Raw genomic sequence first — 26,500 nt, 5'->3', positions numbered from 1 at the left:
GCAAAAACCTTTCGGAATCAATCCGCCACAAATGTTACTTGAGTTTACATTAGTTTATTTCGAACGTAATTCCTGATATGCCCAACGTGATCGAATAAACCGATTCAATCACATATGTGAATACGTTTGCCGACCGACTTCGCTTTGCCAGAACCCTACGCAATTTGACGCAGGCCCAGCTAGCCCGGGCCAGCGGAATTTCTCAGAGTGCTATCGCCAATTACGAAGGCAACGCACGCCTGTTCCCCAAATCCATCTTCCGTCTTGCTGCGGCGTTGCGAGTCAGTGCGCATTGGCTGGCAGAAGGCGTAGGCCCCATGGAATATGACGCGCCCGCCCTGGCCATATCACGCCTGGGCGTGGCCGACGGTACTCCTCGGCCGGCTGTATCAGACTGGCCGTTCCGCGATATTTCGCCTGAAATATTCTGGTCTTTGTCCGACGCAGATCGAACTCTGGTCGAAAACACCATAGCAAGCTTGATCGCGTCGCTGCTTAACAAGCCTGACTAATCGCCATGCAAAAAAAGCCGGCCCCAGTTCACGAAGGCCGGCCACGCCGCAACGTTGGAAATCGGGTTCTTACTGTACGGCGTACAAGAAGAGCTCAACGCGCCGGTTCATCGCTCGACCTTCAGGCGTATTGTTGTCTGCGACCGGGTTGCTGGGACCGCGACCCTCGACCATCAACTTTGTTGGAGCGACACCTTTGCTTGCAATATAGTTGGTAACGGCCTGAGCCCGGTTGACCGACAGTGTCTGGTTAACCGATGCCGGACCGGTGCTGTCGGTATAACCGATGGCCTTGGCACGAAGCTCGGGATGCTGCACCAATGCGCGTGCCACACTGTCCAGAACTGGCAGAAGTTCGGGTTTCAACGCGTATTTGCCCGTATCGAACGATACATGGCTTGGAATATTGACCTTAAGTGTGCCGTCAGGCATTTCGATCACGTCAATGCCCAAGCTGCTCGCACCAGACTGCTGTACATCCTTTTTGACCCCCGACCAGTTGTAGCCGGCGATACCGCCCGCCACAGCTCCAATGCCCGCACCGATCAAAGCTGCCTTGCTGCTGTCGCCGATAAGTGCGCCAAGACCCGCACCTACAGCGGCGCCGGCACCGGCTCCGGCAGCGGTTCGACCGCCAGTACTCATTCCACCCATCGTGTCATCTATGGCTGCACATCCGGCAACCAGGGAAGCCGCAAACACACATGCCGCCACGCGGTTCAATTGCATAGATACGTTCATTTTTAGTTCTCCTTGTCACACCATTGACAATACGCTTCCAGCCCGTCCTATGCTAGCAAGGCCGCCGCCTTGCAAATGTAACGCTTTGATTCGCTGCGGGAAGGCAGCACGACCCAACGCTGCGTCCCTGCCGCCAATAGGGCAACAATGGCGGTTACGTTTCGGCAGCTTCCTGACAAAAATTCAAGAAAAGTGCCTGTCGGCGATACTCAGGCAGTACGCTCCAGGACCCGGCTGTAGCGCGACATGGCATAACAAAAAACAAAATAGATGGCTGCGATGAACAGATAGGCTTCAGTGCTGAATCCCTGCCATTGCGGATCGGCAATCGCGGCTTTCGTGGCTTGCGTCAGATCAAAGATGCCGATGATCATTACCAGCGAGGTGTCCTTGAAAAGAGAAATGAATATGCCCACCAAGGGGCCTGTCACCACCCGTAGGGCCTGCGGAAGAATAACGCTTCCCATGGATTGCCAATAGGTCAAACCGAGCGAGGCTGCACCTTCGTACTGCCCTTTGGGGATGGCCTGCAGACCCCCTCTGACCGTCTCGGCGACATATGCCGCGGCGAACAGCACGATGGCAATCTGAGCTCGCAGCAACTTGTCTATCGTCACGCCTTCCGGCAGGAATAGCGGAAGCATTACCGATGACATGAACAATAAACTGATCAGCGGCACACCCCGGATCAGCTCGATGTACACCACACAAAGCGACTTGACGGCGGGAAGTTCTGAACGTCGTCCCAAGGCAAGCAAGATCCCCAACGGAAATGCCCCTGCCACGCCAAAGGTTGCCAGCATAAGCGTCAAGGGCAATCCACCCCACAAGCGGTTCTCGACAGGCGTCAGACCCAGCACTCCGCCCCACATAAGCACGCCGGCGCAAAACAGTGCCGTCACCCAGACTGCCGCCAACCACAGACGCCAGAATCGCCGAACGCATGTACACACCACAAGCACTATCAGGATGAGGCTGGCGAGCATGGGACGCCACTGTTCATCGAAAGGGTAAATGCCGAACAGTATCAGACGGTGCTTGTGCGCTATGAACGCCCAGCAGGCACCGGTGGATTCCCGGCACTGGGCTGCAGTGCCGGCGCTAAACGTCGCATCCAGAAGCAGCCACTCCACGGCAGCCGGCACCATCATGAGAAGCATCCAGACGACCAGCGCCGTCAGCACGGCATTTAGCGGCGTCGCAAACAGCCCGGAGAACAGACGCTTGTGCAGCGGCTTGCGGCTGGGCGTGAGCGTCGAGGAGTCGGGAAGTGATGCCATTTCAACGCTCAACCAATGCGACGTGCCGGTTATACCAATTCATCAACAGTGAAATGGAAAGGCTGACAGTGAGATACGCCGCCATGATGATCATCACCCCTTCAATCGCCTGGCCAGTCTGGTTCAGGGTTGTGTTGGCAATCGAGACGATATCCGGATACCCGATGGCTACCGCAAGGGAACTGTTCTTTGTCAGGTTGAGATACTGGCTGGTCATGGGCGGAACTATCACCCGCAGCGCCTGCGGCATGATGATCAACCGCAACACTTGGCCAGAGCTCAGGCCCAGTGCGCTCCCCGCCTCCCATTGCCCCTTCCCGATCGCTTGTATGCCCGAGCGCACTACCTCGGCCACGAAGGCCGAGGTGTACAGCACCAGACCAATCAAGAGAGCGGCAAATTCCGGACTGAGAGTGACGCCCCCACGGAAATTGAAGCCTTTCAGTTCGGGCACTTGCCATTCCAGGGAGCCCGCCGCCCAAAGGCACGCAACGACCGGAACGCAAGCCGCCACCAGGGCAACCATTCCCGCGGGCAAGACCGGCCCCAGCCCGACCTCTCGTCTCTTTCCGGCCCAGACCCGATTGGCCACCCATAGCAAGAGCGAAACAAGCAAGGCCATACCAATCAGGCCCGCCCCCTCACCCTGTATCCACGGTAGCGACAACCCTCGATTGGACAAATACACGCCCGGAAAAAGGTGAAGAGCCTGTCTTGGGCCGGGCGTACTTTCTGTAATCAGCGCGTACCAGAACAACAGGTGCAACAACAAAGGCACATTGCGCATGAGCTCGATATACGATCTGGCAACGCCCGAAACCAGCCAGTTGGCCGAGAGACGGGCGATGCCCAGCAGGGTGCCCAATAACGTGGCGGCGACAATGCCCACGGCGGATACACGCAGCGTGTTCAATACACCCACCCATAATGCGCGAGCATAGGTATCGTTGGGCGTATAGGCGATGGCGGATTCGCCAATTGCAAAGCCAGCTTCATCGCCCAGAAAAGCGAAGCCGGTCGTGATATTGCGAGCCTGCAGGTTGGCTATGGTATTTGAAACCAGATACCAGACCACCAGGCCCACGGCCAATACCAGCAGCGCCTGATATGCCAGGGGCTTCCAATGGTGAACACTGAACCTGGATGTGGTGGCGCGGCGGGATGCAGTACGGGGTCGTTGGGTGTTCATAGCAACGTTTGCCAGCGTGTCGTCAACACTACGGAGGACGGTCACAACGGCCCATCCGATACAATTCTCAGGCAAGATATCATATTCAGCTCTGCATTCGCCCTGCGCCTACCTGCGCTACGCCTTTACAGACCACCAAGCATCGTCAAGGCCTGTCCGCCCATGATCGAATTTCAGCACGTCTTCAAGTCATACGGTCGCACCAGAAACATACTGTCTGACATAAATTTCCGTGTCGACCCGGGGGAATTCGTCTTCATATCAGGGCCTTCCGGAGCAGGCAAGTCGACGCTGCTCAAGCTCATCGGAGGGCTTGAGCCTGCCAGTCGCGGCGCCATATCGGTCAACAACCAGCGCATAGACAAGATGCCGCCACGCGCGCGACCCTACTTGCGCAGGGCGGTTGGCATCATCCTGCAGGACACCCACCTGCTGTACGATCGCAATGCCATCGAAAACGTATTGCTTCCATTAAAGGTATTGGGTCTGGAGAGCCGGCTGGCTGCGACACGGGCGCGCGCCGCCATCGAAAAGGTTGGCTTGTCCGGCAAAGAAGACATGAATCCCATCGAGTTGTCCGGCGGTGAGCAACAGCGCCTGGCCATTGCGCGTGCCATCGTCAATCGACCCGCCATCCTCATTGTCGACGAACCGACGGCCAATCTCGACCAGGAAACTGCGCGCCGGATCATGGATGTATTCAGAGACTTCAACCGTGTAGGAGTCACTACCCTGATCGCTTCACACGACCGCCAGCTGATGGCCTCGTACGCAACCCGCACCTTCCTCATCGAGCACGGCAGGTTCACCGACAAAAAAGGAGCAGCAGCATGAGACGCTGGCTTCGACAACACCGTTATGCCCTGGCCGTAGCAATACGTCGATTGCTGGCTCAGCCGTTTTCGTCGTTAGCCAACCTGCTCGTTATCGCGCTGACCCTGACCTTGCCCATTCTCGCTGCGGCCATTCTGATAACTGCGCAACCTGTGGCCACGCAGCTTTCGGTCTCGCCAGAAATGACGTTGTTTATTTCGCCGTCTGCCGATGCCCAGGCTGGCAAAGAAGTCTCGCAACGGCTTAAAGAAGAATTCAATGAGGACATCGAGGCAGTAAGGCTGGTGCCACGTGAGCAGGCATTGGCCATGTTCAACAAGAATCCAAACTGGTCCCAGGCATTGGCAGTCCTTCCCGAAAACCCATTGCCGGACGCCGTGGTGGTCACCTTGCGTGATCATCCCGATCTGGCCGCCCACGCCGATGCATTGGCAACCCAATGGAGGCAATGGGACCAGGTCGACCTGGTGCAGCACGACAGTGCCTGGGTGCAGCGGCTCGAGGCCATACTGCGCTTCGCTCGAATCGGCCTGTATCTTCTTGCCGCAGGTGTCGCGCTGGTGGTGCTGGCTACTGTGTTCAACACGGTCCGCATGCAGGCACTTACGCAACGCGAAGAAATCGGTGTAGCTCGACTGGTGGGCGCCACCGAAGCATTTGTACGTCGTCCGTTCTTATACCTTGGTGCCCTCACCGGCTTGACCGCCGGGCTGGCTGCCATTGCATTTGCCTGGTTCGCGCTCATGCCATTGAACGCCGCTTTGGGCAGGCTGGCACAAAGCTATGGAACCTCTTTGACATTGCGTCTGCCCGACTCTGTCGACCTGACACTTGCCGTATTGGTCGTTGCCATTCTGGGAGCCCTTTCGGCACGCCTTTCGGTTACGCGCAACACCCGCTTCTGATGTCAACTTTGCCCCTTCGCTCGACAGTACCTCCCGATTTCGCTTCTGCAGTGGCATCTTGGCAGGTACAGCACGGCAGGCACGGTATGCCGTGGCAGGACACTACCGATCCATACCGGATCTGGCTGTCTGAGATCATGCTTCAGCAGACGCAGGTTTCAACTGTGATGGGTTATTACGAGCGCTTCCTTGAACGCTTCCCTACGGTACAGGCGCTGGCCGAAGCCGAGCAGGACGATGTCATGCCTTATTGGGCGGGTTTGGGCTATTACGCCCGCGCCCGAAACTTGCACCGCTGTGCGCAAATTATTCGGGACCACTGGCAGGGGGAGTTTCCCAAGAACGCCGCCGACATCATGACCCTACCGGGGATCGGCCGATCAACGGCGGCCGCAATAGCCGCCTTCGCCTATGGCCAGCGCAGTCCCATCATGGATGGGAACGTCAAACGCGTCTTCACCCGGTATTTCGGCATCGTGGGGGACCCCGGCAAACGGGCCGTAGAGCAAGTGCTGTGGAAAACAGCTGAAGACGTACTGGACGCGGCACCAACGGGGCTGAACATGAAGGCCTATACACAAGGCCTGATGGATCTGGGTTCGACCATCTGCACCCGTGGCCGGCCCGCCTGCGACGCGTGCCCGTTGGCGTCAGGATGCTGGGCACGCGTTCATGGGCGCCAGCTCGACCTGCCCACCCCCAAAGTTCGAAAAAAACCCGACCAGCGACGCTGCACAATGCTCATCCTGGAAAGCGCAGGCAGTGTGCTGCTGCATCAACGGCCATCTTCCGGCATCTGGGGCGGGCTGCTGAGCCTGCCCCAGTTCGAAAGCAGGCAGTTGTTGGAGCAAACCTGCGCAAGTTGGGGGCTGTCCTTGAATCCAGGTCAGAAAATGGCAGGCCTGACGCACGCTTTCAGCCACTTCACCTTGCACATCGAGCCATGGTGGGTATTGCACAATGGAGCAATGCTTGGGGAACCCGGGGCCGATCATATATGGCTTCCCGTTGACGAACTTCGTGATGCGGCGGTACCGGCTCCGGTGCGCAAGCTGCTCGACGGCATTTACCCTGATGATCTGCTCGTCAACGACGAACGGGCCGATACGTACTGATATTCATCAGCAATCCGCAAGCGATTCCCAATGTCAGCAGAGCCGTCCCGCCATAGCTCATGAACGGCAAGGGAACGCCCACCACCGGCAAGATCCCCATGACCATCCCCATGTTCACAAATACATAGACAAAAAACATCATGGCCATCGAGCCTGCCAGGAGACGTCCGAACTGGGTGTGCGCACGCACCGCAATCGCCAGGCCACGCAGTATCAGCAAGCCATACAGCACCAGCAGCATGATTCCGCCATAGAGGCCGAACTCTTCGGCATACACGGCGAAAATGAAGTCGGTGGTACGCTCGGGTATGAAGTTCAGGTGCGATTGCGTGCCCTGCATATAGCCTTTGCCATAGATGCCGCCCGAGCCAATTGCAATCATGGACTGTATCGTGTGAAAGCCCTTGCCCAGGGGGTCGGAACCCGGATTGAGCAGCGTGCAGACACGATGCTTCTGGTATTCATGCAAGACAACCCAGTCCACCTCTGGCTGACATATCTGGTCTTCAAGGTAGACGATGGTGCCCAGCGAAACAACGATCACCACAAAAATTGGAGCCAGCAGCTTGAACGACAGGCCCCCAAAATAAATAACGCAGAATCCGGTAGCAAATACAAGAAGCGCCGTACCCAGGTCTGGCTGCAAAACAATCAACGCAAAGGGAATGGTCAAAAGCACAGCCGCGACCAAAAAGTCGACGATCCCGAATTTGCCCTGGTGACGATGAAAATACCAGGCCAGCATCATCGGCACGGCGATCTTCATCATCTCGGACGGCTGAATGCGAATGAACCCCAGATCCAGCCACCGGGTGGCGCCCTTGCTGGTTTCACCGAAAAACTCCACTCCCAGCAACAACAGTACGCCTGACGTGTAGATCCACGGCGCAAACTGCATCAGCCTGGGCAAGGGAACAATCGCCACGACCCACATCGCGATGAAGGCAAGCAGGAAGTGGCGCGACTGATCCGCAAAACGCCAGTCCGTGCCTCCGACAGCCGAATGCATGATGGTCAGCCCAAGCAGGGTCATGAGTACAAGAATGGCCAGCAAGGGCCAATCCAGACTGCGCAACGCCCTCAGAACGCCTTGAAGCAGCATCTTCATGACGGTTCCTCGGTAGAGGGCTGCACCTGTGGCTCTTCTTGCGAAAGGGTGCCTGGAATCAGTGCTTCTCTGGCCGCCACTCGTTCGGGATCAAGCCAATAATCAAATATCGTGCGGGCGATGGGCGCAGCCACCGTGGCACCCCATCCACCGTTTTCGACAATCAAGGCAAGGGCGATGCGCGGATTTTCAACCGGGGCATAGGCCATGAACAAGGCATGGTCCCGTAGCCGCTCCTCGATTTCAGCAGCGTTGTATTTGGCACCACGCAGGCTGAACACCTGAGCCGTACCGGTTTTGCCGGCGGCCACATAGTCTGCTCCGGCAAACGCACGTCGGGCTGTACCCGATTTCAGGACATCGACCATTGCGTCACGTACGACCTTGAGGTTTTCGGGCTTAAGGTCAATGACATGGGTCGGCTCGATCGCCTTGCTTTTGATCTCTCCGGTTTCGGGGTTGCGAATCTTGCTGACCAGGTGCGGCTCGATGTAAGTGCCGCCATCAGCCAACACTGCCGTGGCCTGCGCCAGTTGAAGAAGCGTAAATGCGTTGTAGCCCTGCCCCACTGCCACAGAAACCGTCTCGCCCGCGTACCAGCGCTGCTGCTCCGGCTTGCGGTAATTTTGACGCTTCCACTCGGTAGAGGGCAAAACACCGCGACGCTCACCGTCCAGGTCGATGCCGGTAAGCTGGCCGAAACCAAACTGCTTGCTGAAGTCGTGCAGGGCATTGACACCCATTTCCGGACCAAGCGAATAAAAATACGTATCGGACGACACGACGATGGCCCGATGCATGTCGGTCGGCCCATATACGGCTCCGGCCGCATTGCGGAAGCGCTGCCCTCCCAATTCAAAATAACCGGGGTCCGGCACCCGCAAGGTGGGCGAGCGTATGCCGAGTTCAAGCGCGGCCAATGCAACAAAAGGTTTATACGTAGAGCCTATCGGGTAGGTACTGTACAAGGGGCGGTTGATCAGCGGGTAGTCGGGCGATTCATTCAATTCGCGCCAGCTTTCGACATCGATACCGTCGACAAACAGATTGGGATCAAAGGACGGCGCCGAAACAAAGGCCAGGACCTCGCCTGTTCCAGGCTCGATTGCCACCAATGCGCCCCGTCGACCCTCAAATTGTGCTTCGGCAACCTTTTGCAAGCCGATATCCAGGGACAGCATAAGATCCGACCCGGGCACCGGGTCGGTACGCGCAAGCGTTCGGACCGGCCGGCCCGAAGCGGTCACTTCGACTTCTTCGACGCCTGTCTTGCCGTGCAAGACCCGCTCCCAGGTTTTCTCGATACCCTTCTTGCCGATACTGTTGGTACCGCGATAGTTGCCCAGTTCGCCTTCCTCTTCGAGGCGTGCCATATCGCTCTCGGATATGCGCCCGACGTAACCGATTACATGAGCAGCAGTTTCACCCTGTGGGTATTCGCGTACCCAGCGCGCCTTGAGTTCGACGCCCGGAAACTTGTACGCATGCGCGGCAAACCAAGAGGCTTCGAGGTCGCTAAGATTGTTGCGCAAGATGACGCTGGAATACCTGCCCGACTGACTTAACGCCTGTTCGAACCGCCGTCGCTGGAAAGGACTGATATTGACGATGGTATTGAGCTCTTCAAGCAGGGCATCCATATCCTTGACGTTGGCGGGCACCACCTCGAGCGTATAGTCGCGATAGTTTCGCGCCAGCACAACACCGTTACGATCAAGGATCTCGCCTCGACGCGGCGGAATCGGTTCGACGGCGATGCGATTCTGATCTGCACGCGCGGCGAAACCCTCGTACCGCTCTACCTGCAAATACCAGAGCCGACCCGCAAGTCCAAGGAAACACGCAAGTGCAAAAATGCCGGCCACCCATGCACGCAGCAGGATGCGGCGCTTCTGATGCAAGGTGGTGCGCTTATACTCAAACATGGTCGCCCGCTACGCCGCGCCGGCGTCTATTTCATCCTGGCGACGCTGGGGAAGGTGAAGCAGAATGTCGGCCAGGGGCCATAAAGCCACGGTAAAGACCGCCGACCATAACCACACCCAGCCCGCCCATTCACCGGCAATCCAGGCATGAAGAAGGCTGGTCGCAGCCTGCGCAGCCACCACAATCGGCAAAATATGGACGGCCTGGGCCAATGCGCTAAACCGTTGCAGGCGTCTGGCAAGCACAATCACTCCATAGGCAGCCAATACATATGTCAACGCCTGTTCGCCTAAAAGGCCGGCGTCGTGGACATCCATCAGCAAGCCAAAAAAGAATGCTGTCGTCATGCCGATCCGGCTGGGCTCGTTCACGCACCAAAAGAGGATGACCAGCAGCAGCAGGTCAGGGGCCGGCTGCCACAAGCGCCAGGGCAGCAATGAAATAAGCCACACCAGCAGAATGGTGAACCAGATGAAGAGCCATCCCGATGGGCGACGAAAGGGAGTTGAGTCTATGGGTTCAAGCGCACTAAGCGGCTTGCGACGCACGGGGGGCCCCGACCGGCTGGAATGATGCTTATCCATCGGACTCCTTCATGGCTTCAGGCAAGGGCGGATCAACCCGCAACACCAGAAAATGGCGATAGCGCTCGGGGTGAGACAAGGGTGTCGCTATTGCCATCGAGAATCCGGACGCATTGTCGCGCTGGATTTCGTCCACCTGAGCCACCGACAGCCCTGCCGGAAACAAGCCGCCCACGCCGCTGGTGACAAGCACGTCGCCCGGCTCGATGTCAGTGTCGTTGGTCAGGTAGCGAACTTCAAGCTTGCCACCGGGGTGCCCGCCAAAAGCGATAAGACGCAGTCCGTTGCGAAGCACCTGAACCGGAATTGACACTTTGTCGTCCGTCAGCAGTGCGGCTTCGGAAGTAAATGGCGTCACCCGAACAATCTGGCCCACGACTCCGCCCTCATCGATCACAGGCATGCCCGGCATGATGCCGCTGTTTCTCCCCTTGTCGAAAACAAGACGTCGGGTAAAGGCATTGGGCGGCTCGTACAGGACTTCGACAGCGACAGAAGGCTGTACCACCATATCGGCCACACCCAACAAGCGGCGCAACTGCTGGTTCTCGGCCGACAGTTGAGCCGCGTGCGTGGCGATCTGGGCCAGTTCGATACGCTGGCGCTGCAAAGCCTCTTTTTCACTGCGGGCCGTCGATGCCGCGTCCGTCCAGTCTCCAACGGTGGCAATAAGATCACGCGGCATCATGACCGCGCGCTGAAACGGGTACAAGGCCACTGACACCGCCTCACGAGCGGGATCGAGCACCCGCCATCGCGCATCGACGAACAGAAGTGCCAGAGACAGGATCACGAAAACAAGCAGCCGGAACTCCGCGGTCGGCCCACGCTTGAATAGCCTGATCGTCCCTTGCTCTTGCATTGTATGTTGCGCCTGCCTGGAAAAATGCCCGGCGGCCTGGGCGTATTAACACAGAAAATGACTGCAGAACCGGAGGTCAGAGCCCGCCGTTGGCGTCAATCATAAATGAAAACCGTGCCCAGTCTTTCGAGATGTTCGAGGGCTTCACCGCAACCGCGCACAACACAGGTCAGGGGATCTTCGGCGACGACGACAGGCAGACCGGTTTCTTCTTGAAGCAGTCGGTCGAGGTCGGCAAGCAGTGCGCCACCACCGGTCAGGGCAATGCCCTTGTCGGTGATATCGGCCCCAAGCTCGGGCGGTGTTTGCTCGAGCGCCGTCTTGACGGCCGAAACGATCTGGTTGAGGGGGTCGGTGAGGGACTCAAGGATCTCGTTGGAGGACACCGTGAAACTGCGAGGCACACCTTCGGACAGGTTTCGTCCCTTGACCTCGATTTCGCGGATCTCCGCTCCTGGAAAGGCCGAACCGATTTCTTTCTTGATGAGCTCGGCGGTGGGCTCCCCGATGAGCATGCCGTAGTTACGACGAATGTAATTGATGATGGCTTCGTCGAACTTGTCGCCCCCGACACGAACCGAACCCTTGTAGACCATGCCCCCCAGTGAAATGACCGCAACTTCGGTGGTGCCACCGCCGATGTCGACCACCATGGAACCGCTGGCGTCAGAAACAGCCAGACCGGCACCAATGGCCGCGGCCATGGGCTCTTCGATGAGGAACACCTGGCTGGCGCCGGCGCCAAGGGCGGATTCGCGGATGGCACGCCGTTCAACCTGGGTAGAGCCGCAAGGTACGCACACGATGATGCGCGGGCTGGGCGCAAACATGCTGCGGGGATGCACCATGCGGATAAACTGCTTGAGCATCTGCTCGGTAACGGTGAAATCGGCTATTACGCCGTCTTTCATAGGCCGGATGGCCTCGATGTTGCCGGGAACCCGACCCAACATCTGCTTGGCTTCGCGACCGACTGCCTGAATGATTTTTTTTCCGCTGGCGCTGCCGTCGTGTCGAATGGCCACTACAGACGGCTCATCAAGCACGATACCTTTGCCTCGGACATAAATAAGCGTGTTGGCGGTACCCAAATCGATCGCCATATCGCTGGAGAAATAACTGCGCAGGAATCCGAACATGTGCTGAAGGTGTCTGAAGAATTGGACTACGAATAAAGGCGGCGGCCAGGCCACTGACGGCTAAGCCTTCAATGATAACTTATAATTTGACTGATTTATTACTCATTTACCGCTCTTTAACGTAAAAAAGAGCGACCTCCGACACGACCACTTCATGTCCATTACCGATCAAGACGTCAAACGGATCGCCGACCTGGCGCGCATTGCCCTGTCGCCCGAGCAATCCGAACGCACCCGCTCAGAACTCAACGGAATCCTCGACCTGATCGAACAGCTTCAGGCCGTCGACACGCAGGGTGTCGAGCCAATGGCTCATCCATTGTCGGCGCATCAGGACATCAGCCTGCGCTTGCGAGACGATGTCGCCGCCCCCGGCTCCGAAGCGCAGCGCGACGCACTCATGGCCAATGCGCCCGCAGTCTCCGAAGGGCTGTTCCTCGTGCCTACGGTCATTGAATAACTCATGTCCACCATGCCCATACACTCCGAATTCGATTCCATCGAGGCCCTGCGCTCGGCGCTCGTCCAACGCAAGATAAGCGCCCTGGAAGTTGCCGAAAGCGCCCTGCAGGCCATCGAGGCCCGCGCCGACCTGAATGCATTCCTGCACGTTGACGCCGAGCTTACCCGCGCTCAGGCACGTGCAGCGGACGCCTTGCTGACCAACGGAAACGCCGGTCCGCTCACCGGCATTCCCATCGCTCACAAAGACGTTTTTGTGACACGGGGCTGGCGAACCACGGCTGCCAGCAAGATGCTGTCCAATTACACCAGCCCGTTCGACGCCACGGTCGTTTCCTTGCTCGAGCAGGCCGGGGCCGTTTCCCTTGGCAAGCTCAACTGCGACGAGTTCGCCATGGGGTCGGGCAACGAGAACTCGGCCTTCGGTCCCGTGCGCAACCCCTGGGATACAGATACCGTCCCCGGCGGATCGTCGGGCGGCTCGGCGGCTGCAGTGGCCGCCGGCCTTGTCATCGCTTCTACAGGCACCGATACCGGAGGGTCTGTCCGCCAGCCTGCCGCATTATGCGGGGTCAGCGGCATTAAACCCACCTACGGTACGGTGTCGCGTTATGGCATGGTGGCGTACGGTTCCAGTCTCGATCAGGCAGGGCCCTTGGCACGGCACGCCCGCGACCTGCTCGAAATGCTTGACCCCATCAGCGCTTTTGACGAGCGCGACGCGACCAGCCTGGCCGATTGCGACGGCATCCCCAACAAGCCCGGCCGCATCCGCGCCGCGTTTGAAGCAGCGATGGGCGCACAACACGAAGCGGGCGCAAAGCCCCTGTCGGGTCTGCGTATCGGCGTGCCGGCCGAATTTTTCAACGAGGGTCTTGATAACGACATCGCCGAAGCAGTCGAAGCAGCACTGCAAACGTTCGAAGCGCTGGGTGCCAGGCGGGTAGAAATCTCGCTGCCTCGCACAAAGCTGTCGATTCCAGCCTACTACGTCATTGCGCCTGCCGAGGCGTCCAGCAATCTTTCACGCTACGACGGAGTCAGGTACGGCCATCGCTCAGCTACATACACCGATCTGGCTGACATGACGAGCCGTTCCCGTGCCGAGGGATTCGGCCCCGAAGTCATTCGACGGATACTGGTGGGTACCTATGTGCTTTGCCACGGCTACTACGACGCGTACTACCTGCAGGCACAACGCGTGCGGCGCATGATCGCCAATGACTTTCAACAAGCCTTTGCCGAGCAGTGCGATGTGATCATGGGGCCGGTGACTCCAGCTGTGGCCAAGCGCATCGGTGAAAACCGTGACGATCCCACAGCCGACTGGCTTGCCGACATCTACACCCTGGGTGTCAGCCTGGCAGGCTTGCCCGCCATGTCTGTTCCCTGTGGCTTCAGCACGACCTCCAAACCGTTGCCCATCGGGCTTCAAATCATCGGCAACTACTTCGACGAAGGTCGCTTGCTGGCCATCGCCGACCGCTTCCAGCAGGCAACCGACTGGCATCAACGTAAACCGGAACAGCAATAATGGAATGGGAAATCGTCATCGGGCTCGAGACACACACTCAGCTCGCCACTGAGTCGAAAATTTTCTCGAACAGCAGCACCCGTTTTGGCGCAGCGCCCAACACGCAGGCCAACGAGGTCGATATGGCTTTGCCCGGCAGTCTGCCGGTGCTCAATCGTGGGGCCGTTGAACACGCCATCCGTTTCGGACTGGCGGTTGGCGCACAGATCGCGCCTCGTTCTGTCTTTGCGCGAAAAAATTATTTCTATCCCGATCTGCCCAAGAACTATCAGATCAGCCAGTTCGAACTGCCCGTAGTCCAGGGCGGCTCGCTGCGCTTCTTCGTAGGCGAACAGGAACACACCGTCAATCTGACGCGCGCCCATCTCGAAGAGGACGCAGGCAAATCCTTACACGAAAACTTCACCGGTCCGCATGGTGAATCGTCGACCGGAATCGACTTGAACCGCGCCGGCACACCGCTGCTGGAGATCGTTTCCGAACCCGAGATGCGCTCGGCGGCAGAAGCAGTTGCCTACGCCCGCGCGTTGCACTCGCTGGTCGTATGGCTGGGAATCTGCGATGGAAACATGCAGGAAGGCTCGTTCCGTTGCGATGCAAACGTGTCGGTCCGTCCCAAGGGACAGGCCGAATTTGGCACTCGCTGCGAAATCAAGAATCTCAACTCATTCCGTTTTCTCGAGCGCGCCATTCAGTACGAGGCCCGGCGACAGATCGAGCTGATCGAAGACGGCGGAACCGTACGCCAGGAAACTCGCCTTTACGACGCAGATCGCGACGAAACCCGCAGCATGCGTACAAAAGAGGATTCAGACGATTATCGCTACTTCCCCGACCCGGATCTTCCCCCGCTCTGCATCACTTCGGATTGGATCCAGCGGATCAAGGACGATATGCCTGAACTGCCGGCAGCCAAGCGCCAGCGGTTCGAGACCGAGCTGGGTGTCACGGCTTATGATGCCGCCCAGCTGACGATGGACCGTGCGTACGCCGACTATTTCGAGGAAGCTGCCCGACATGTGCCTCAAGGACAGGCCAAGCTTGCCGCAAACTGGATACTGGGCGAACTATCTGCCGCACTGAACCGCGACGAGATCGAAATTGCCGATAGTCGCGTGGCGCCCAAGGCGCTCGCTGCCCTGATTGCCCGTATTGTCGATGGCACCATCTCCAACAAGATTGCACGCGACGTGTTCGCCGCCATGTGGGAAGGCGAGCACAACGGAGACCCCGACGCCATCATTGAAGCGCGTGGCCTGAAGCAGATCAGCGATACCGGCGCCATCGGAGCCATGATCGACGAAGTGCTGGCCGCAAACCCCGCCATTGTCGAGCAATACCGTGCCGGGCGGGACAAAGCCTTCAACTCGCTGGTCGGGCAAGTAATGAAGGCCGCCAGGGGCAAGGCCAACCCCCAGCAGGTCAATCAGCTGCTCAAGGAAAAACTCGACGGATAAGTTCAGGTGTCTTGACTGACACCATACTTGTCGCGATATTGTGCTACGGCCTCGCGATGCTCTCCAAACTGGGCATCGCCTTCCATCAGTTCCATGATGTCGCTGAGCGACGCAATACTGACAACCGGAATGCCGTACGATCTGGCCACATCCTGCACAGCAGAATGACTCGACAGCGCGTCGTCGGTGCCGGCGCGCTCCATGCGATCCAATGCAATCCGAACGGCAGCCGGCTCGGCACCCGCTTGCCGGATAATTTGAACGGATTCGCGCACCGAGGTACCTGCTGTGATCACATCATCGATAATCACTACCCGGCCCTGAAGGGGAGCACCGACCAGCACTCCACCCTCGCCGTGGTCTTTGGCTTCCTTCCGGTTGAAGGCAAATGGAATGTGACGATCGGCAGTGGCCGGATGCGCGGCAAGGGCAACGGCCGTCGCAGTTGCCAGGGGAATGCCCTTATAGGCCGGCCCGAACAGCATGTCGAACTCAATGCCGGATTTGATCAGAGCCTCGGCATAAAAGCCGGCCAGCCGGCCTACTGATGCCCCTGAATTGAATAGCCCGGCGTTGAAAAAGTACGGACTGACGCGTCCAGACTTAACCTTGAACTGGCCAAAGCGCAATACGCCCTGCTCTAAGGAAAATCGAACGAAGTCGGTACGGGAAGTGGTTTCGGCCATGGCTCAACAATCAAAACTTGAAAAGCCATATTATCGAACATATTGGCCATCGCTTGCAGGCAGAGCCCGTGCAAATAGAAAACCGCTGCCTGAATCAGCAGTTTTTTTACGCCATATCAAGCAGGCGCCCATACATCCGTGTCGCAGCAAAGCCCACCGGCGTGTGATGACTCGAAGGCCCCATCATTGCAGATAGCCTTTCCATAAGTTCGGGCCGGCTTCGGGCACGCATCACCGCGGTCTCAAAGTCGCGCATTTCAACACCAAAATCGTCGTCGCTCGGCGCTGCCTGAATACTGCTGCCGTCAGAGTCCCGACCGATCCAGCGCTGAGCCAGCTTTTTATCGATGCGTACAGGCTCGACCCCGGGACGTCGATTCTCGCGTCCTTCTTGCCAGTCGCCGGCGATCCAGTCATGAATGACCTGTCGTTCGTAACCGCTGAACACACCAAACATGTCTGAGCCCTCGTCTTCCAGCAGACGCCAGAACCGGCTTTGTTTCGGATCCTGATTGCGCTTTATCCAGCCCTGGCGCTCAAGAGCCTCCAGAAACCCGGCAATGGACTCGGGGTTTGAGAGCCACTCGTTAACCGTCTTGCCGCCAAATCTGCAGTAATCCGAATGCATGTGCTGTCCGTGCTCCGCTTTGTCAGCCAGAACGCGGACAACTTCCTTGTCGATATCAAACGATTTGATGACAGATAGCGTGCTCTGGCCCAAGTCGTTCAAACGGTAGCCACGACGCACGCGCTCAAAATAATGGCGGGTGTCCATTCCCGCCGGGCGCAGCACATTTACCGACTCAAGCGCCTTGCGCGCATGTCCGGTGCCTGCATTATCAACGGTTACATGAACCTGGAAGTAGTATGGGTCAAGCCCCAGTTCCTTCATCTCGTAGGTTGTGATCAGCAAATGCAGCGGCAACTGCTCGTAGCCCAGATTGAAGCCAACCACTTCGGGCATGAATTGCGCCGCGAGCCTGGCCAGACAGAGCTGTATTGCGCCCTGCACGTAATGGCCGTCGCTCAGGGGCATAAGGTGCTCACAGCCATTGACTGCCAACAGCCTGCGATACATCGATACGTGGTTATCGGCAGCCCGGCCTTCGCCCAGTTCTTCGAGATAAATGCGGATCAAGGCGCGAAACCGATCATCCTGCCACTGAGGCAGAAGCCCGTATAACCAGGCGCCGTCCACAAACTTGGTCGGCGCCACACCTTGCAGAAAGTACAGTACATGGGCCCGATTTGAAAAATAGCGTCTGGGTGCGCCCAGCTTCCGTTGCTTGAGATAATCCAGGTACTGCCTCCCCACCTGATCATGACGCCGTTTCATCCAGGCTTCCAGTGCAGCAGGTTCGGCAGGAAGATCGCAATCAAAGGCCTGGGCCTGCTCCATGCATTCTTCCAGATAGGCGCGCGCCGCCTCAAGCATTTCAGCGCGAGGCGTGACTTCATAAAGCGAACCATAGATATCTTGCGCCAATAGTGCTGGCGCTGTGGTGCTCTGGCTGCGGTAAATAGGCAATGCTGACATCGTCTTTACTCCGGTTGCCCTTCTCTGGGCCGTGTTCCCTTAAAGCAATCGCCGTGCCCGCCACCAGATTGTGTCGCGAACTCGCGGCGTGCTATGTTGAGCCCTCTGCAAAACGGAACTCAGCGGCATGCACCCCAATCAACACGACGCTCTCGCGGTACAGGATCTTGCACTGGTACGACTGGCCAACGCCCTGCGCAGCCTTGGATATCAATTTGTTACGCCTACCCCTGCCACCCACGAACGAGTCAATGCGCGTCCGCCAAACGGTTGGGCTACAGATCTGCGTGCCGTATTTGGCTGGAGCCGGCCCTTCCGCAACAGCATGCTTCCATCCGAGATTCTGGATCTTATGAACGAGGCCGAAATAGTCACGCCTGTAGAGGGTGGGTTCAAAAGCACCCTGCGCCTGTCTTCAATGGACGAGCTGCTGCTCTGGCATACCGCCTTTCCCACCACACAGGCCGATGCCGTTTTTTTCGGACCTGACACGTATCGATTTGCGCGCGCAATTGATGCCTGCCTGAAGCAACGGACAATTCCGGTCGAACGCGCCATGGATATTGGTAGCGGCACCGGAGCCGGTGCTCTTCGGATAGCCCTCGCGCATCCCGATTCAGAAATCTGGGCCGGCGACATCAATGCACGCGCTTTGCGTCTGGCACGCATCAATGCATATATCGCAAACCTCAAGAATGTTCGTCCCGTTCATAGCAACATGCTCGACGGAGTCCACGAGGACTTCGACCTGATCGTGGCCAATCCACCCTACCTGAACGACTCGCTGAAACGCTCATACCGCCATGGGGGCGGGAGCCATGGTCAGGAACTGGCAGTGGCCATGCTGGAAGCATCCCTGCCAAGATTAAGACCCGGTGGCACATTGCTGCTATATACCGGTTCCACTATTGTCGACGGTTTCGACACATTTCTGCACAGCGCCCGGCCCATTCTGCAATCATTGCCATCCGCATGGCACTGCAGCTACCACGAAATGGATCCAGACGTCTTTGGTGAAGAGCTTGATCACCCACCGTACGAAGACGCCGACCGCATCGCTGCCGTGGTTCTTGAGGTGACGGCGGGATGACCGGTTTCTGCTAAAGTCTTGGGCGACTGCTTCGCTGGCGCGCACAGTTACCCGACCCACGAACTCCAAGAATCAACACTATGAGTCGCTGCCGGATTGCACTGTCGATCCTGATACTGAGCTTTTCTTTGACCGGATGTGTGGCACCGCCTGCGGTATCGTCGGGTAAAGGCCCTTCGACTGAAGAGATGTCGTTTGACCAGCTTGCCCAGACAGATTTCAATCGAACTGTCACAGTGGCCATGCGAGACAATCTCGACAGCCTGACCCGCCTGTTGGAAAAGCTGTACCGACGCAACCCTCGAGAATGGAGAAAATCCGGTGCCACCACCCTGGAGGCTGCCATTGCCGAAGGAAGTGCCGCAATACAAAACGGCAAAACTCCCAAGGACCTTCACGGGCTGCGCGACATCCAGATCTTGTCCGTCGCACTGGATCCCGATTATCAGGGAGACAGGGTATCGGCTTTCGTACTGGGCCTGGCCGACATGGTCATCCAGTCGCACGGAGGAAAAACACGCTTCTACGTTTCAGATGTTCTGGACGCCAGACATGTCTACAACGCAGCACGTAACGTTGAAACCGCAGCCTGGCTGCTGACAAGCCGCCGAAACGTGGATGGCACCCCCCTGCTGCTGGCCAATGAAATGTCTTCCGACGTCACTAACCTGAGCTTCGAACGAGAGTTCGGGCAAATGGTTGGTCGGCTCGATCTGGTGGCAAACCTGCTTGACGAAAACGTCCGGCGGGTGGGCATCAACTATATGCAAGGATTGTTGTTCTTTAACTTTCTTCCCGTGCGTTGAACGCCCCGCCGGCAATCCAAACGCTTACAGCGTCCAATCGTAATCGATAGTCAAAGGTGCGTGGTCACTGAACCACTGTTCTTTGTATATATAGGCTTCTTTGGCGGTAGCCGCGATTTCGGGGGTGGCGATCTGATAATCGATGCGCCATCCAACGTTCTTGGCCCGCGCCTGCCCACGATTGCTCCACCAGGTGTAAGCGTCGCCCGTTGCGTCCGGGTACAGGTGGCGATAAACGTCGACCCAGCCCAGCTCGTCGAAAACACGAGTCAACCAGGCCCTTTCTTCCGGCAAAAAGCCGCTGTTCTTGAGGTTGCCTTTCCAGTTCTTGAGATCTATTTCCTTATGCGCGATATTCCAGTCGCCACACAACAGAACCTGGCAGTCACGCCGCGACAAATCGTGCAGGTGACCGAAAAAATGTTCCATGAACGCAAACTTGGCGGTTTGTCTATGTTCACCACTGGAGCCCGAAGGCAAATAAACTGAAATCACGGCAAGCTTGTCATAAACGAGCTCGATATAACGGCCTTCCGCGTCGATCTCTGGTACGCCCAGGCCGATGACAACGTCCTTGGGTTCGTGCCGAGCGTAGATTCCCACACCGCTGTACCCTTTTTTTTCGGCGTAATGGAAATAGCCCCTGGTACCGGGCAAGGCCAGCATCTCGGGAGTCATATTGGCTTCCTGCGCCTTGAGCTCCTGCAAGCAGATGAAATCTGCGTTTTGCGCTTCGGCCCATGGCAAGAAGCCTTTACTCGTCGCAGACCTGATTCCGTTCAGATTCGCGGAAATAACACGCAACATCACAATCCCTGCATAAGAAACAAACGAATAAGGGGGCGCTAGGCGGCCGCTTGTTCTGGCGTTTTATCCAGACTGCGGATGTCATTACGTTTCCACCACAGCAGCAGCAAACCCGGCAAGGCAATAAGTACGGTCAGGACAAAAAACGTGGGCCACCCCAGGCTTTCGACCAGGGGCGGCGTCAGCGGCCCCGCCAGATATGTGCGCCCTACCGCCGACAGGGCCGACAAAAGGGCAAATTGCGTGGCCGAGAAACGCTGATTGCACAGGGCCATCAGCAATGCCACAAATGCGGCAGTTCCCAACCCGCCGCAGATATTTTCAACACCTACCACCAGCGCCATCGAATAAAGATGTGGCGGCGTCACGGCCAGGATCCAATAGCCGAAATTGGAAACCGCCTGCAAGATTCCGAACCACATCAACGAGCGGTAGAGCCCCATGCGCGACATCAGGGCACCACCAGCCAAAGCACCGACGATGGTAGCGGCCAGTCCGAAGATCTTGTTGACCAGACCGACCTCTTCGGTGCTGAAGCCGGCGCCACGCAGCAGGAAGGTTGTGGACAAGGCCCCGGCAAAGGCATCGCCCAACTTATACAGCACGATCAAGAGCAAGATCATGATGGCGCCACGGCGGTCAAAGAACTCGGCCAACGGCTGAACCACCGCCTGCCCCAAGGTGCGAGGGGGCGCCACCAGCACTTCGGGTTCAGGAGCAACCAGCGTAGCCACTGCACAGACCAGCATGAAGGCCCCCATCAACATGTAGGTGTGCTCCCAGCCCAGCCAGGTACCCGCAAGCACCAGCGCCAGTCCGCCCGAAACTATCATGGCCAGCCGGTAGCCCAGAACCTTCAGCGCTGCACCGGCTGCCCGCTCGTGATCCCGCAGCACATCAGTACTGTAAGCATCGAAGGCAATATCCTGTGTCGCCGACAGAAAGGCAACCAGAACCGCAAGCATGGCGAGCCATCCCAGATTGTGGGCGGGCGATAGCAGGCCCATGCATGCAATGGATATGGCCAGCAAGACCTGACAGATGAACATCCAGCTACGGCGCCGACCCAGGAACGGCGGGGCGTAACGGTCTACCAGCGGCGCCCACAGAAACTTCAAGGTGTAGGCCGTGCCAACCAAAGTAAGAAAGCCGATGTTTTGCAGGGACACCCCTGCTACGGTAGCCCAGGCCTGCAAGGTTCCGCTCGTGAGGGCCAGCGGCAATCCGCTGGCAAAGCCGAGCACCAGCAATGGCGCAACGCGCGGGCTGGCATAGACGTTGGTCAATGAAGCGATTGTCGCCCCCCGATCTTGTTTTATGGTTTTCCTTGCTTCGATGCCGCCAGTGGCGATTCGAAACGATATACGGCCAACGTGCTACGCCAGCCAGCCAAGAACTTTACCTCTTTTCCGCGATTAAACGTAGCGAGGTGTGTAATCCGCAGGTCAAGCTTCTGTGCAAGCGACTCGAAATCCTTGAGAGTGCACAAATGGATGTTCGGCGTGTCGTACCACTGGTAGGGCATTTCGCCGGTGACAGGCATGCGGCCACGCAAAATCGAGAATCCGTGCGGCCAATACCCAAAATTGGGAAAGGACACAATACCGAACCGCGCCACCCGCGCCATTTCCGTGAGTATGTGCTCGGTGTGATGCATGGACTGCAAGGTTTGCGACAACACCACAGAATCAAACTGCTGGTCGTCGAACAGCGCCAGGCCTTCCTCAAGATTCTGCTGGATGACCCTGACGCCCTTACGTATGGCACTGATCACTCTGGCATCGTTGAACTCGACCCCTGCGCCGTCCACGTTTTTATGATCACGCAAGTAGGCCAGCAGGGTCCCGTCGCCACACCCCAGGTCAAGGACCCGGCTGCCGTCATCGATCCAGTCTGCAATGCGCGCCAGGTCAGGCCGCAGCGCGTGCCTGATCGTTTCACGCGCGGGCGACGCAGGTTTCGGGACGGCTACTTGAGATTGACTCATGCCAGCACCCCCGTTACGGATTTGCGCTGCGGCAGGCCCAGCTCGGCCGCGATCCGATCATAGTAGCCTTGCACCACGGCGTGGTACCGCGGATCGTCCAGCAAGAAGGCATCGTGACCGTGGGGCGCGTCAATTTCCGCATACGTAACCGGTGTCTTGTTCTTGAGCAGGGCCTGCACGATCTCGCGCGAGCGCGACGGTGGAAACCGCCAGTCGGTACTGAACGACACCAGCAGAAACTCTGCCTTGGCAACACTCAGGGCCTTGGCCAGATCGCCGCCATGCGTGCGCGATGGATCAAAGTAATCCAGCGCCCGGGTGATCAGCAAATAGGTGTTGGCGTCGAAATACGTCGAGAACTTGTCGCCCTGATAGCGCAAGTACGATTCGACTTCAAACTCGACATCGTAGCCGTAGTGATACTCGCCATTGGCAGCCGGAGCCCGCTGTGTACGGCCAAACTTGGCCGCCATATCGTCATCAGACAGATAGGTGATGTGCCCGATCATTCGGGCCACGGCAAGGCCCTTGCGCGGCACGGTGCCATGATCGTAATAATTTCCACCATGGAAATCCGGGTCCGAAATAATGGCGCGGCGGGCAACTTCGTTGAAGCCGATGTTCTGCGCCGACAGGCGGGGTGTACTGGCTATGACGATGCAATGCGCGATTCGATCCGGGCAAGTTATGGCCCATCCCAACGCCTGCATGCCGCCCAGCGAGCCCCCCATGACCGCAGCAAATTTTTCTATGCCAAAGTGGTCTGCCAGGCGAGCTTGAGCCAGCACCCAGTCCTTTACCGTCAGCATGGGAAACGACGCCCCCCAGGGCTTGCCGGTCTCTGGATTGATGCTGGCGGGGCCGGTCGAACCAAAGCACGATCCGATGTTGTTCACGCCAATGACAAAAAAGCGATCGGTATCCACGGCCTTGCCAGGCCCGACCATGTTGTCCCACCACCCCACATCCTTGGGGTTGTCCGCATTCATTCCGGCGACGTGATGAGACGCATTGAGTGCATGACAGATCAATACAGCATTGCTGCGTTCGGCGTTGAGCGTTCCGTACGTTTCAACCGCGAGTTCGTAGCGGGGCAGAACCTTGCCGCTGCTTAGCTGAAGCGGTTCGTCGAAAGGGATGAACTGGGGAGACACCAGGCCCACTGAACCCTCGGGGATGGCCGCTTGGCCGGAAGTGGAGGTTGCGGCGGAGGGGTCTGTGGTTGCAGGGGATGTGTTTAACGGGGCCATATGGACCTCTTTAGCTGGATTTATCAGGCGCCCGCAAGCGGATCAGGCAAATCGGCGCCACAAACATGGATTGACCTTATTCTATCACCATGGCCAGCGCGCTTTTGTCCGCCGAAGATTTACCCATATGCGTAAAGTTGCTACAGTCGGAGGTAGAACAACCAATAACTAACGGACGACCGCCCAGGTCGCCATCAGGAGGAAACGGAATGAAGCCGCTGACGGGGCGCGAGCTCGAATGCCTGCATTGGGCCTCAATGGGCAAAACCAGTTGGGAAATCGGCGTCATCGTGGGTATTACCGAACGCACCATCAATTTTCACATTCAGAATGCCTGTCGTAAGCTGCAATCACGCGGACGTCAGGCGGCCATCTCGGCGGCTTACCGTCATGGCCTGCTGCCAAAACCGCCCGTTGCTCATCGACCCTTGGCCACCGAGCCCAGAAACTCGTCTGCAGCGGCGTTCGGAAACTCACGCTCTGGGCCCATGACCACGCCCTCGATGAGACCTTCCCTCGATACCCAGACGCGGGCCTGAAGCCGGGTTGCTCCGGTAGCAATCTCGAAGCGCTCACCGAACTGCGGAAGCGGGTCAGGAACCTGGCTATCAAGATTCTGATACAACGACGCCATCACGGCACGGCCCACGTCTTGTTGCAAGGCTTCGTCCTTTTCCAATGTGGCGGGCCACGGAGCGCTGCCTACCGCGAAGATGCTGTGGTCGACCTTCGCCGTTGTCAGGGTAAATTGCAAGGCATGTTCACCGAACGGAAGCTCTCGCGTCTCAACTCGCGGCTTGGCCGGAAACAATACCCTTCCAACCTGGTCACTGACGGCGACCTCGCGCCAGTTGTACTCGGGCGAGCACCCGCTTGCCAGTACCGCCGCCATTATTGCTGCACAAATCCGCCAAATGCCCATTTCAATTTCCAAAAACTCCGCCCACCATTTACTTGCCGTGACACAGCAAACTTGCACCTATCCGCCAAAAATGGCCGACAATAGCTTCATTCGGGCATTGTAAGTGCTCGGGTAAAATCATCCCATCGTTCGTATCAAGCTATAAATTTACTCAATGACAGAAATCCATCCACGCCACAGCCTGCTGCGGCCTCACATTCCGATGCTGTCCGGTATTTTGCGCGGCATCGAAAAAGAAGGTCTGCGCGTGGACGCGGAAGGCGCCCTTGCCCTCTCGCCCCACCCTCCGGATCTGGGCAGCGCACTAACCAATCCGCACATCACTACTGATTATTCCGAAGCGTTGCTCGAACTGATTACGGATACCCACGACTCGGTTCCGCGCTTGCTTGGCGAACTGAGCGATATCCACAAGTTCGTCGCCGGCCGCATCGGCAACGAGCTCCTGTGGAATCAGTCGATGCCCGGCCACTTGCCACCCGAGCCCCAGATTCCCATTGCATGGTATGGCACGTCCAATAGTGGCATGCTCAAGCACGTCTACCGTCGAGGGCTGGCCGAACGTTACGGAAAGACAATGCAGTGCATTGCAGGGGTTCACTACAATTTTTCCCTGCCCGAAGAGCTGTGGAGTATCCTGGGCACCGAAGGAGGCAATGAAGTCGAGCGCCGCTCCAAGGGCTATTTGGCGCTGATACGCAATTTCACCCGGTTTTCGTGGTTGCTGATGTATTTGTTCGGCGCCTCGCCGGCGGTTTCGCGCAGTTTCCTTGGCGACTCGCCCCACGATTTACAGACTCTTGATTCCGACACCTTGTACCTTCCCCATGCGACCAGCCTGCGCATGAGCGATCTGGGATACAACAACCAGGACAAGGCCCAGTCCGAATTGCAACTGTGCTACAACGACCTCGAAACATTTCTGCAGCGAATCTACGATGCAGTAACCACCCCATGGCCTGCCTATCAGGCAATCGGCACTCATCGAGACGGCGAGTGGATACAGCTCAACACCAACGTCCTGCAGATCGAAAACGAATACTACTCCAGCATTCGGCCCAAGCGCACGGTTGAACGCGGAGAGCGCCCTTCCAGCGCCCTGGCAGCGCGCGGCGTGCAGTACATCGAAGTCCGCTGTCTCGACATCGACCCGTACGCCCCGCTGGGCATCAGCGCCGAAACCAGCCGATTCATCGACACCTTCCTGTTATTTTGCGCCGTCGAAGAAAGCCCTTTCTTTCCACAGAACGGCTTTTGCCGCGACAGCCACGACAACTTCAGTCTCGTAGCCAAGGAAGGACGTAAACCCGGCCTGATGCTGACCCATCGAGGCCGGCAACTCAGTGTCCACGACTGGGGAACGCAGCTGCTTGAGCGCATGCGTGAATACGCCAGCCTGCTGGATGCCCACGAGGGAGGCGACACGCATCAGCAAGCTCTCGAAGTGCAGATCAAGAAAGTTCAAGATCCTGAACTCACTCCTTCTGCCACCCTGCTGCGCGACCTTCGCGAGCAGGGGCTCAGCCTTCATGAGTTCACCTTGCGTCAAAGCCGTGACCATCGTGACACCCTGCTGGGCACACCGCTTGACCCTGACGTAGAGCAGGCTCTGTCGCGCGCAGCGGCGGAATCGCTTATTGCGCAGGCAGAACTCGAAAACAACGACACAGAAAGCTTCGACGAATACGTCGCCCGCTATCATGCGGGCCTGCTTCGTCCTGCCACGGCAGCCTGAATCCTGCGGCCAACCGGCTGCATTTTGAGGAG

At 57.8% G+C, this 26,500-nt stretch carries 25 protein-coding genes, 1 pseudogene and 1 riboswitch; of the genes and pseudogenes, 11 read left to right on the top strand and 15 right to left on the bottom strand.

The features are described 5' to 3' along the window. Window positions 1-116: 116 nt before the first annotated feature. Window positions 117-512 (top strand): helix-turn-helix transcriptional regulator, encoded by a 396-nt coding sequence (locus tag Q1J88_RS05425; RefSeq protein ID WP_301116547.1) that lies wholly within the window; start codon window positions 117-119, stop codon window positions 510-512. Between the two features lie 69 nt (window positions 513-581). Here Q1J88_RS05425 and Q1J88_RS05420 read toward each other — a convergent pair whose 3' ends face one another. The 3 genes from Q1J88_RS05420 to Q1J88_RS05410 form a co-directional block, all read right to left on the bottom strand. Continuing rightward, a complete protein-coding gene (locus Q1J88_RS05420; RefSeq protein ID WP_301116563.1) occupies window positions 582-1,157 on the bottom strand; it encodes an OmpA family protein in 576 nt (191 codons plus the stop codon). 305 nt (window positions 1,158-1,462) lie between these two features. Next, a complete protein-coding gene (locus Q1J88_RS05415) occupies window positions 1,463-2,533 on the bottom strand; it encodes an amino acid ABC transporter permease (protein ID WP_301116546.1) in 1,071 nt (356 codons plus the stop codon). 1 nt (window position 2,534) lies between these two features. Beyond that, window positions 2,535-3,722: an ABC transporter permease subunit gene (locus tag Q1J88_RS05410; RefSeq protein ID WP_301116545.1), complete on the bottom strand. Its 1,188-nt coding sequence runs from the start codon at window positions 3,720-3,722 to the stop codon at window positions 2,535-2,537. 162 nt (window positions 3,723-3,884) lie between these two features. On the opposite strand from Q1J88_RS05410, the gene Q1J88_RS05405 reads away from it, so the two are divergent. Genes Q1J88_RS05405 through mutY form a run of 3 tightly spaced genes read left to right on the top strand, consistent with a single transcriptional unit; the run spans window position 3,885 to window position 6,576 of the window. Beyond that, window positions 3,885-4,556, top strand: coding sequence for an ATP-binding cassette domain-containing protein (locus Q1J88_RS05405; RefSeq protein WP_301116544.1), 672 nt, complete (start codon window positions 3,885-3,887; stop codon window positions 4,554-4,556). Continuing rightward, the gene (locus tag Q1J88_RS05400; protein ID WP_301116543.1) at window positions 4,553-5,461 is read left to right on the top strand and encodes an ABC transporter permease; all 909 of its coding nucleotides are present in this window, start codon (window positions 4,553-4,555) and stop codon (window positions 5,459-5,461) included. Before Q1J88_RS05405 ends, Q1J88_RS05400 begins: the two co-directional genes overlap by 4 nt. Continuing rightward, on the top strand, window positions 5,461-6,576 hold the full coding sequence (mutY, locus tag Q1J88_RS05395; protein ID WP_301116542.1) for an A/G-specific adenine glycosylase: 1,116 nt from the start codon (window positions 5,461-5,463) through the stop codon (window positions 6,574-6,576). The genes Q1J88_RS05400 and mutY overlap by 1 nt, the downstream gene beginning before the upstream one ends. Here mutY and rodA read toward each other — a convergent pair. The 5 genes from rodA to Q1J88_RS05370 all read right to left on the bottom strand — a co-directional run bounded on the left by rodA (window position 6,548) and on the right by Q1J88_RS05370 (window position 12,195). After that, window positions 6,548-7,684: a rod shape-determining protein RodA gene (gene rodA / locus Q1J88_RS05390; protein ID WP_301116541.1), complete on the bottom strand. Its 1,137-nt coding sequence runs from the start codon at window positions 7,682-7,684 to the stop codon at window positions 6,548-6,550. The two genes, mutY and rodA, sit on opposite strands and share 29 nt — an antisense overlap. After that, window positions 7,681-9,609: a penicillin-binding protein 2 gene (gene mrdA / locus Q1J88_RS05385; protein WP_301116539.1), complete on the bottom strand. Its 1,929-nt coding sequence runs from the start codon at window positions 9,607-9,609 to the stop codon at window positions 7,681-7,683. The genes rodA and mrdA overlap by 4 nt, the downstream gene beginning before the upstream one ends. A 9-nt stretch (window positions 9,610-9,618) precedes the next feature. Continuing rightward, window positions 9,619-10,194, bottom strand: a complete 576-nt coding sequence (gene mreD, locus Q1J88_RS05380) for a rod shape-determining protein MreD (protein ID WP_301116537.1) — start codon at window positions 10,192-10,194, stop codon at window positions 9,619-9,621. After that, window positions 10,187-11,056: a rod shape-determining protein MreC gene (mreC, locus tag Q1J88_RS05375; RefSeq protein WP_301116535.1), complete on the bottom strand. Its 870-nt coding sequence runs from the start codon at window positions 11,054-11,056 to the stop codon at window positions 10,187-10,189. The genes mreD and mreC overlap by 8 nt, the downstream gene beginning before the upstream one ends. A gap of 95 nt (window positions 11,057-11,151) precedes the next feature. Then, on the bottom strand, window positions 11,152-12,195 hold the full coding sequence (locus tag Q1J88_RS05370; RefSeq protein WP_301116534.1) for a rod shape-determining protein: 1,044 nt from the start codon (window positions 12,193-12,195) through the stop codon (window positions 11,152-11,154). A 154-nt stretch (window positions 12,196-12,349) separates the two neighbouring features. On the opposite strand from Q1J88_RS05370, the gene gatC reads away from it, so the two are divergent. Genes gatC through gatB form a run of 3 tightly spaced genes read left to right on the top strand, consistent with a single transcriptional unit; the run spans window position 12,350 to window position 15,648 of the window. Further along, window positions 12,350-12,655, top strand: a complete 306-nt coding sequence (gatC, locus tag Q1J88_RS05365; protein WP_301116533.1) for an Asp-tRNA(Asn)/Glu-tRNA(Gln) amidotransferase subunit GatC — start codon at window positions 12,350-12,352, stop codon at window positions 12,653-12,655. Between the two features lie 3 nt (window positions 12,656-12,658). Continuing rightward, complete coding sequence (gene gatA / locus Q1J88_RS05360) at window positions 12,659-14,191, top strand: Asp-tRNA(Asn)/Glu-tRNA(Gln) amidotransferase subunit GatA (RefSeq protein ID WP_301116532.1); 1,533 nt, start codon at window positions 12,659-12,661, stop codon at window positions 14,189-14,191. After that, window positions 14,191-15,648, top strand: a complete 1,458-nt coding sequence (gene gatB, locus Q1J88_RS05355) for an Asp-tRNA(Asn)/Glu-tRNA(Gln) amidotransferase subunit GatB (protein WP_301116531.1) — start codon at window positions 14,191-14,193, stop codon at window positions 15,646-15,648. Before gatA ends, gatB begins: the two co-directional genes overlap by 1 nt. Before the next feature lie 2 nt (window positions 15,649-15,650). Here the strand turns inward: gatB and pyrE are convergent, their stop codons facing one another. Both pyrE and Q1J88_RS05345 read right to left on the bottom strand, forming a co-directional pair. Next, the gene (gene pyrE, locus Q1J88_RS05350) at window positions 15,651-16,334 is read right to left on the bottom strand and encodes an orotate phosphoribosyltransferase (protein WP_301116530.1); all 684 of its coding nucleotides are present in this window, start codon (window positions 16,332-16,334) and stop codon (window positions 15,651-15,653) included. A 106-nt stretch (window positions 16,335-16,440) separates the two neighbouring features. Next, window positions 16,441-17,871: an iron-containing redox enzyme family protein gene (locus Q1J88_RS05345; RefSeq protein WP_301116529.1), complete on the bottom strand. Its 1,431-nt coding sequence runs from the start codon at window positions 17,869-17,871 to the stop codon at window positions 16,441-16,443. Between the two features lie 127 nt (window positions 17,872-17,998). Between Q1J88_RS05345 and Q1J88_RS05340 the strand changes: the two genes are divergently transcribed. After that, window positions 17,999-18,961 carry a class I SAM-dependent methyltransferase gene (locus tag Q1J88_RS05340; RefSeq protein ID WP_301116528.1) on the top strand — a complete coding sequence of 321 codons (963 nt, stop codon included), beginning with the start codon at window positions 17,999-18,001 and terminating at the stop codon, window positions 18,959-18,961. 80 nt (window positions 18,962-19,041) lie between these two features. Further along, window positions 19,042-19,767, top strand: coding sequence for a hypothetical protein (locus tag Q1J88_RS05335; RefSeq protein ID WP_301116527.1), 726 nt, complete (start codon window positions 19,042-19,044; stop codon window positions 19,765-19,767). A 24-nt stretch (window positions 19,768-19,791) separates the two neighbouring features. Here the strand turns inward: Q1J88_RS05335 and Q1J88_RS05330 are convergent, their stop codons facing one another. The 4 genes from Q1J88_RS05330 to Q1J88_RS05315 form a co-directional block, all read right to left on the bottom strand. Beyond that, on the bottom strand, window positions 19,792-20,574 hold the full coding sequence (locus Q1J88_RS05330) for an exodeoxyribonuclease III (RefSeq protein WP_301116526.1): 783 nt from the start codon (window positions 20,572-20,574) through the stop codon (window positions 19,792-19,794). A gap of 38 nt (window positions 20,575-20,612) precedes the next feature. After that, window positions 20,613-21,860 (bottom strand): muropeptide transporter, encoded by a 1,248-nt coding sequence (locus Q1J88_RS05325; protein WP_301116525.1) that lies wholly within the window; start codon window positions 21,858-21,860, stop codon window positions 20,613-20,615. A 29-nt stretch (window positions 21,861-21,889) separates the two neighbouring features. Next, complete coding sequence (metW, locus tag Q1J88_RS05320) at window positions 21,890-22,561, bottom strand: methionine biosynthesis protein MetW (RefSeq protein ID WP_301116524.1); 672 nt, start codon at window positions 22,559-22,561, stop codon at window positions 21,890-21,892. Continuing rightward, window positions 22,558-23,811 carry a homoserine O-acetyltransferase gene (locus Q1J88_RS05315; RefSeq protein ID WP_301116523.1) on the bottom strand — a complete coding sequence of 418 codons (1,254 nt, stop codon included), beginning with the start codon at window positions 23,809-23,811 and terminating at the stop codon, window positions 22,558-22,560. The genes metW and Q1J88_RS05315 overlap by 4 nt, the downstream gene beginning before the upstream one ends. Then, a riboswitch (SAM riboswitch) is annotated at window positions 23,801-23,879 on the bottom strand. It overlaps the preceding gene by 11 nt. A gap of 21 nt (window positions 23,880-23,900) precedes the next feature. Between Q1J88_RS05315 and Q1J88_RS12900 the strand changes: the two are divergent. Further along, window positions 23,901-24,179, top strand: a pseudogene (locus Q1J88_RS12900) (helix-turn-helix transcriptional regulator); the annotation flags it as partial. Window positions 24,180-24,229: 50 nt separating this feature from the next. On the opposite strand, the gene Q1J88_RS05305 reads toward Q1J88_RS12900, so the two are convergent. Continuing rightward, window positions 24,230-24,703: a hypothetical protein gene (locus Q1J88_RS05305; protein ID WP_301116522.1), complete on the bottom strand. Its 474-nt coding sequence runs from the start codon at window positions 24,701-24,703 to the stop codon at window positions 24,230-24,232. Window positions 24,704-24,887: 184 nt separating this feature from the next. On the opposite strand from Q1J88_RS05305, the gene gshA reads away from it, so the two are divergent. Beyond that, window positions 24,888-26,468, top strand: a complete 1,581-nt coding sequence (gene gshA / locus Q1J88_RS05300) for a glutamate--cysteine ligase (RefSeq protein WP_301116521.1) — start codon at window positions 24,888-24,890, stop codon at window positions 26,466-26,468. Window positions 26,469-26,500: the final 32 nt, after the last annotated feature.

Origin of the sequence: Pusillimonas sp., from assembly GCF_029263785.1 — a bacterium.
Taxonomy (GTDB): domain Bacteria; phylum Pseudomonadota; class Gammaproteobacteria; order Burkholderiales; family Burkholderiaceae_B; genus Pusillimonas.
Note: the sequence above shows the minus strand (reverse complement) of the source record. Positions and strands in the feature narration are given on the sequence as shown.

Excerpts from the sequence above, each read along its gene's own strand:
- Q1J88_RS05420 (WP_301116563.1), bottom strand. The coding sequence starts at position 1,157 with ATGAGTACTGGCGGTCGAACCGCTGCCGGAGCCGGTGCCGGCGCCGCT.
- Q1J88_RS05415 (WP_301116546.1), bottom strand. The coding sequence starts at position 2,533 with ATGGCATCACTTCCCGACTCCTCGACGCTCACGCCCAGCCGCAAGCCG.
- Q1J88_RS05410 (WP_301116545.1), bottom strand. The coding sequence starts at position 3,722 with ATGAACACCCAACGACCCCGTACTGCATCCCGCCGCGCCACCACATCC.
- Q1J88_RS05405 (WP_301116544.1), top strand. The coding sequence starts at position 3,885 with ATGATCGAATTTCAGCACGTCTTCAAGTCATACGGTCGCACCAGAAAC.
- Q1J88_RS05400 (WP_301116543.1), top strand. The coding sequence starts at position 4,553 with ATGAGACGCTGGCTTCGACAACACCGTTATGCCCTGGCCGTAGCAATA.
- mutY (WP_301116542.1), top strand. The coding sequence starts at position 5,461 with ATGTCAACTTTGCCCCTTCGCTCGACAGTACCTCCCGATTTCGCTTCT.
- rodA (WP_301116541.1), bottom strand. The coding sequence starts at position 7,684 with ATGAAGATGCTGCTTCAAGGCGTTCTGAGGGCGTTGCGCAGTCTGGAT.
- mrdA (WP_301116539.1), bottom strand. The coding sequence starts at position 9,609 with ATGTTTGAGTATAAGCGCACCACCTTGCATCAGAAGCGCCGCATCCTG.
- mreD (WP_301116537.1), bottom strand. The coding sequence starts at position 10,194 with ATGGATAAGCATCATTCCAGCCGGTCGGGGCCCCCCGTGCGTCGCAAG.
- mreC (WP_301116535.1), bottom strand. The coding sequence starts at position 11,056 with ATGCAAGAGCAAGGGACGATCAGGCTATTCAAGCGTGGGCCGACCGCG.
- Q1J88_RS05370 (WP_301116534.1), bottom strand. The coding sequence starts at position 12,195 with ATGTTCGGATTCCTGCGCAGTTATTTCTCCAGCGATATGGCGATCGAT.
- gatC (WP_301116533.1), top strand. The coding sequence starts at position 12,350 with ATGTCCATTACCGATCAAGACGTCAAACGGATCGCCGACCTGGCGCGC.
- gatA (WP_301116532.1), top strand. The coding sequence starts at position 12,659 with ATGTCCACCATGCCCATACACTCCGAATTCGATTCCATCGAGGCCCTG.
- gatB (WP_301116531.1), top strand. The coding sequence starts at position 14,191 with ATGGAATGGGAAATCGTCATCGGGCTCGAGACACACACTCAGCTCGCC.
- pyrE (WP_301116530.1), bottom strand. The coding sequence starts at position 16,334 with ATGGCCGAAACCACTTCCCGTACCGACTTCGTTCGATTTTCCTTAGAG.
- Q1J88_RS05345 (WP_301116529.1), bottom strand. The coding sequence starts at position 17,871 with ATGTCAGCATTGCCTATTTACCGCAGCCAGAGCACCACAGCGCCAGCA.
- Q1J88_RS05340 (WP_301116528.1), top strand. The coding sequence starts at position 17,999 with ATGCACCCCAATCAACACGACGCTCTCGCGGTACAGGATCTTGCACTG.
- Q1J88_RS05335 (WP_301116527.1), top strand. The coding sequence starts at position 19,042 with ATGAGTCGCTGCCGGATTGCACTGTCGATCCTGATACTGAGCTTTTCT.
- Q1J88_RS05330 (WP_301116526.1), bottom strand. The coding sequence starts at position 20,574 with ATGTTGCGTGTTATTTCCGCGAATCTGAACGGAATCAGGTCTGCGACG.
- metW (WP_301116524.1), bottom strand. The coding sequence starts at position 22,561 with ATGAGTCAATCTCAAGTAGCCGTCCCGAAACCTGCGTCGCCCGCGCGT.
- Q1J88_RS05315 (WP_301116523.1), bottom strand. The coding sequence starts at position 23,811 with ATGGCCCCGTTAAACACATCCCCTGCAACCACAGACCCCTCCGCCGCA.
- Q1J88_RS05305 (WP_301116522.1), bottom strand. The coding sequence starts at position 24,703 with ATGGCGGCGGTACTGGCAAGCGGGTGCTCGCCCGAGTACAACTGGCGC.
- gshA (WP_301116521.1), top strand. The coding sequence starts at position 24,888 with ATGACAGAAATCCATCCACGCCACAGCCTGCTGCGGCCTCACATTCCG.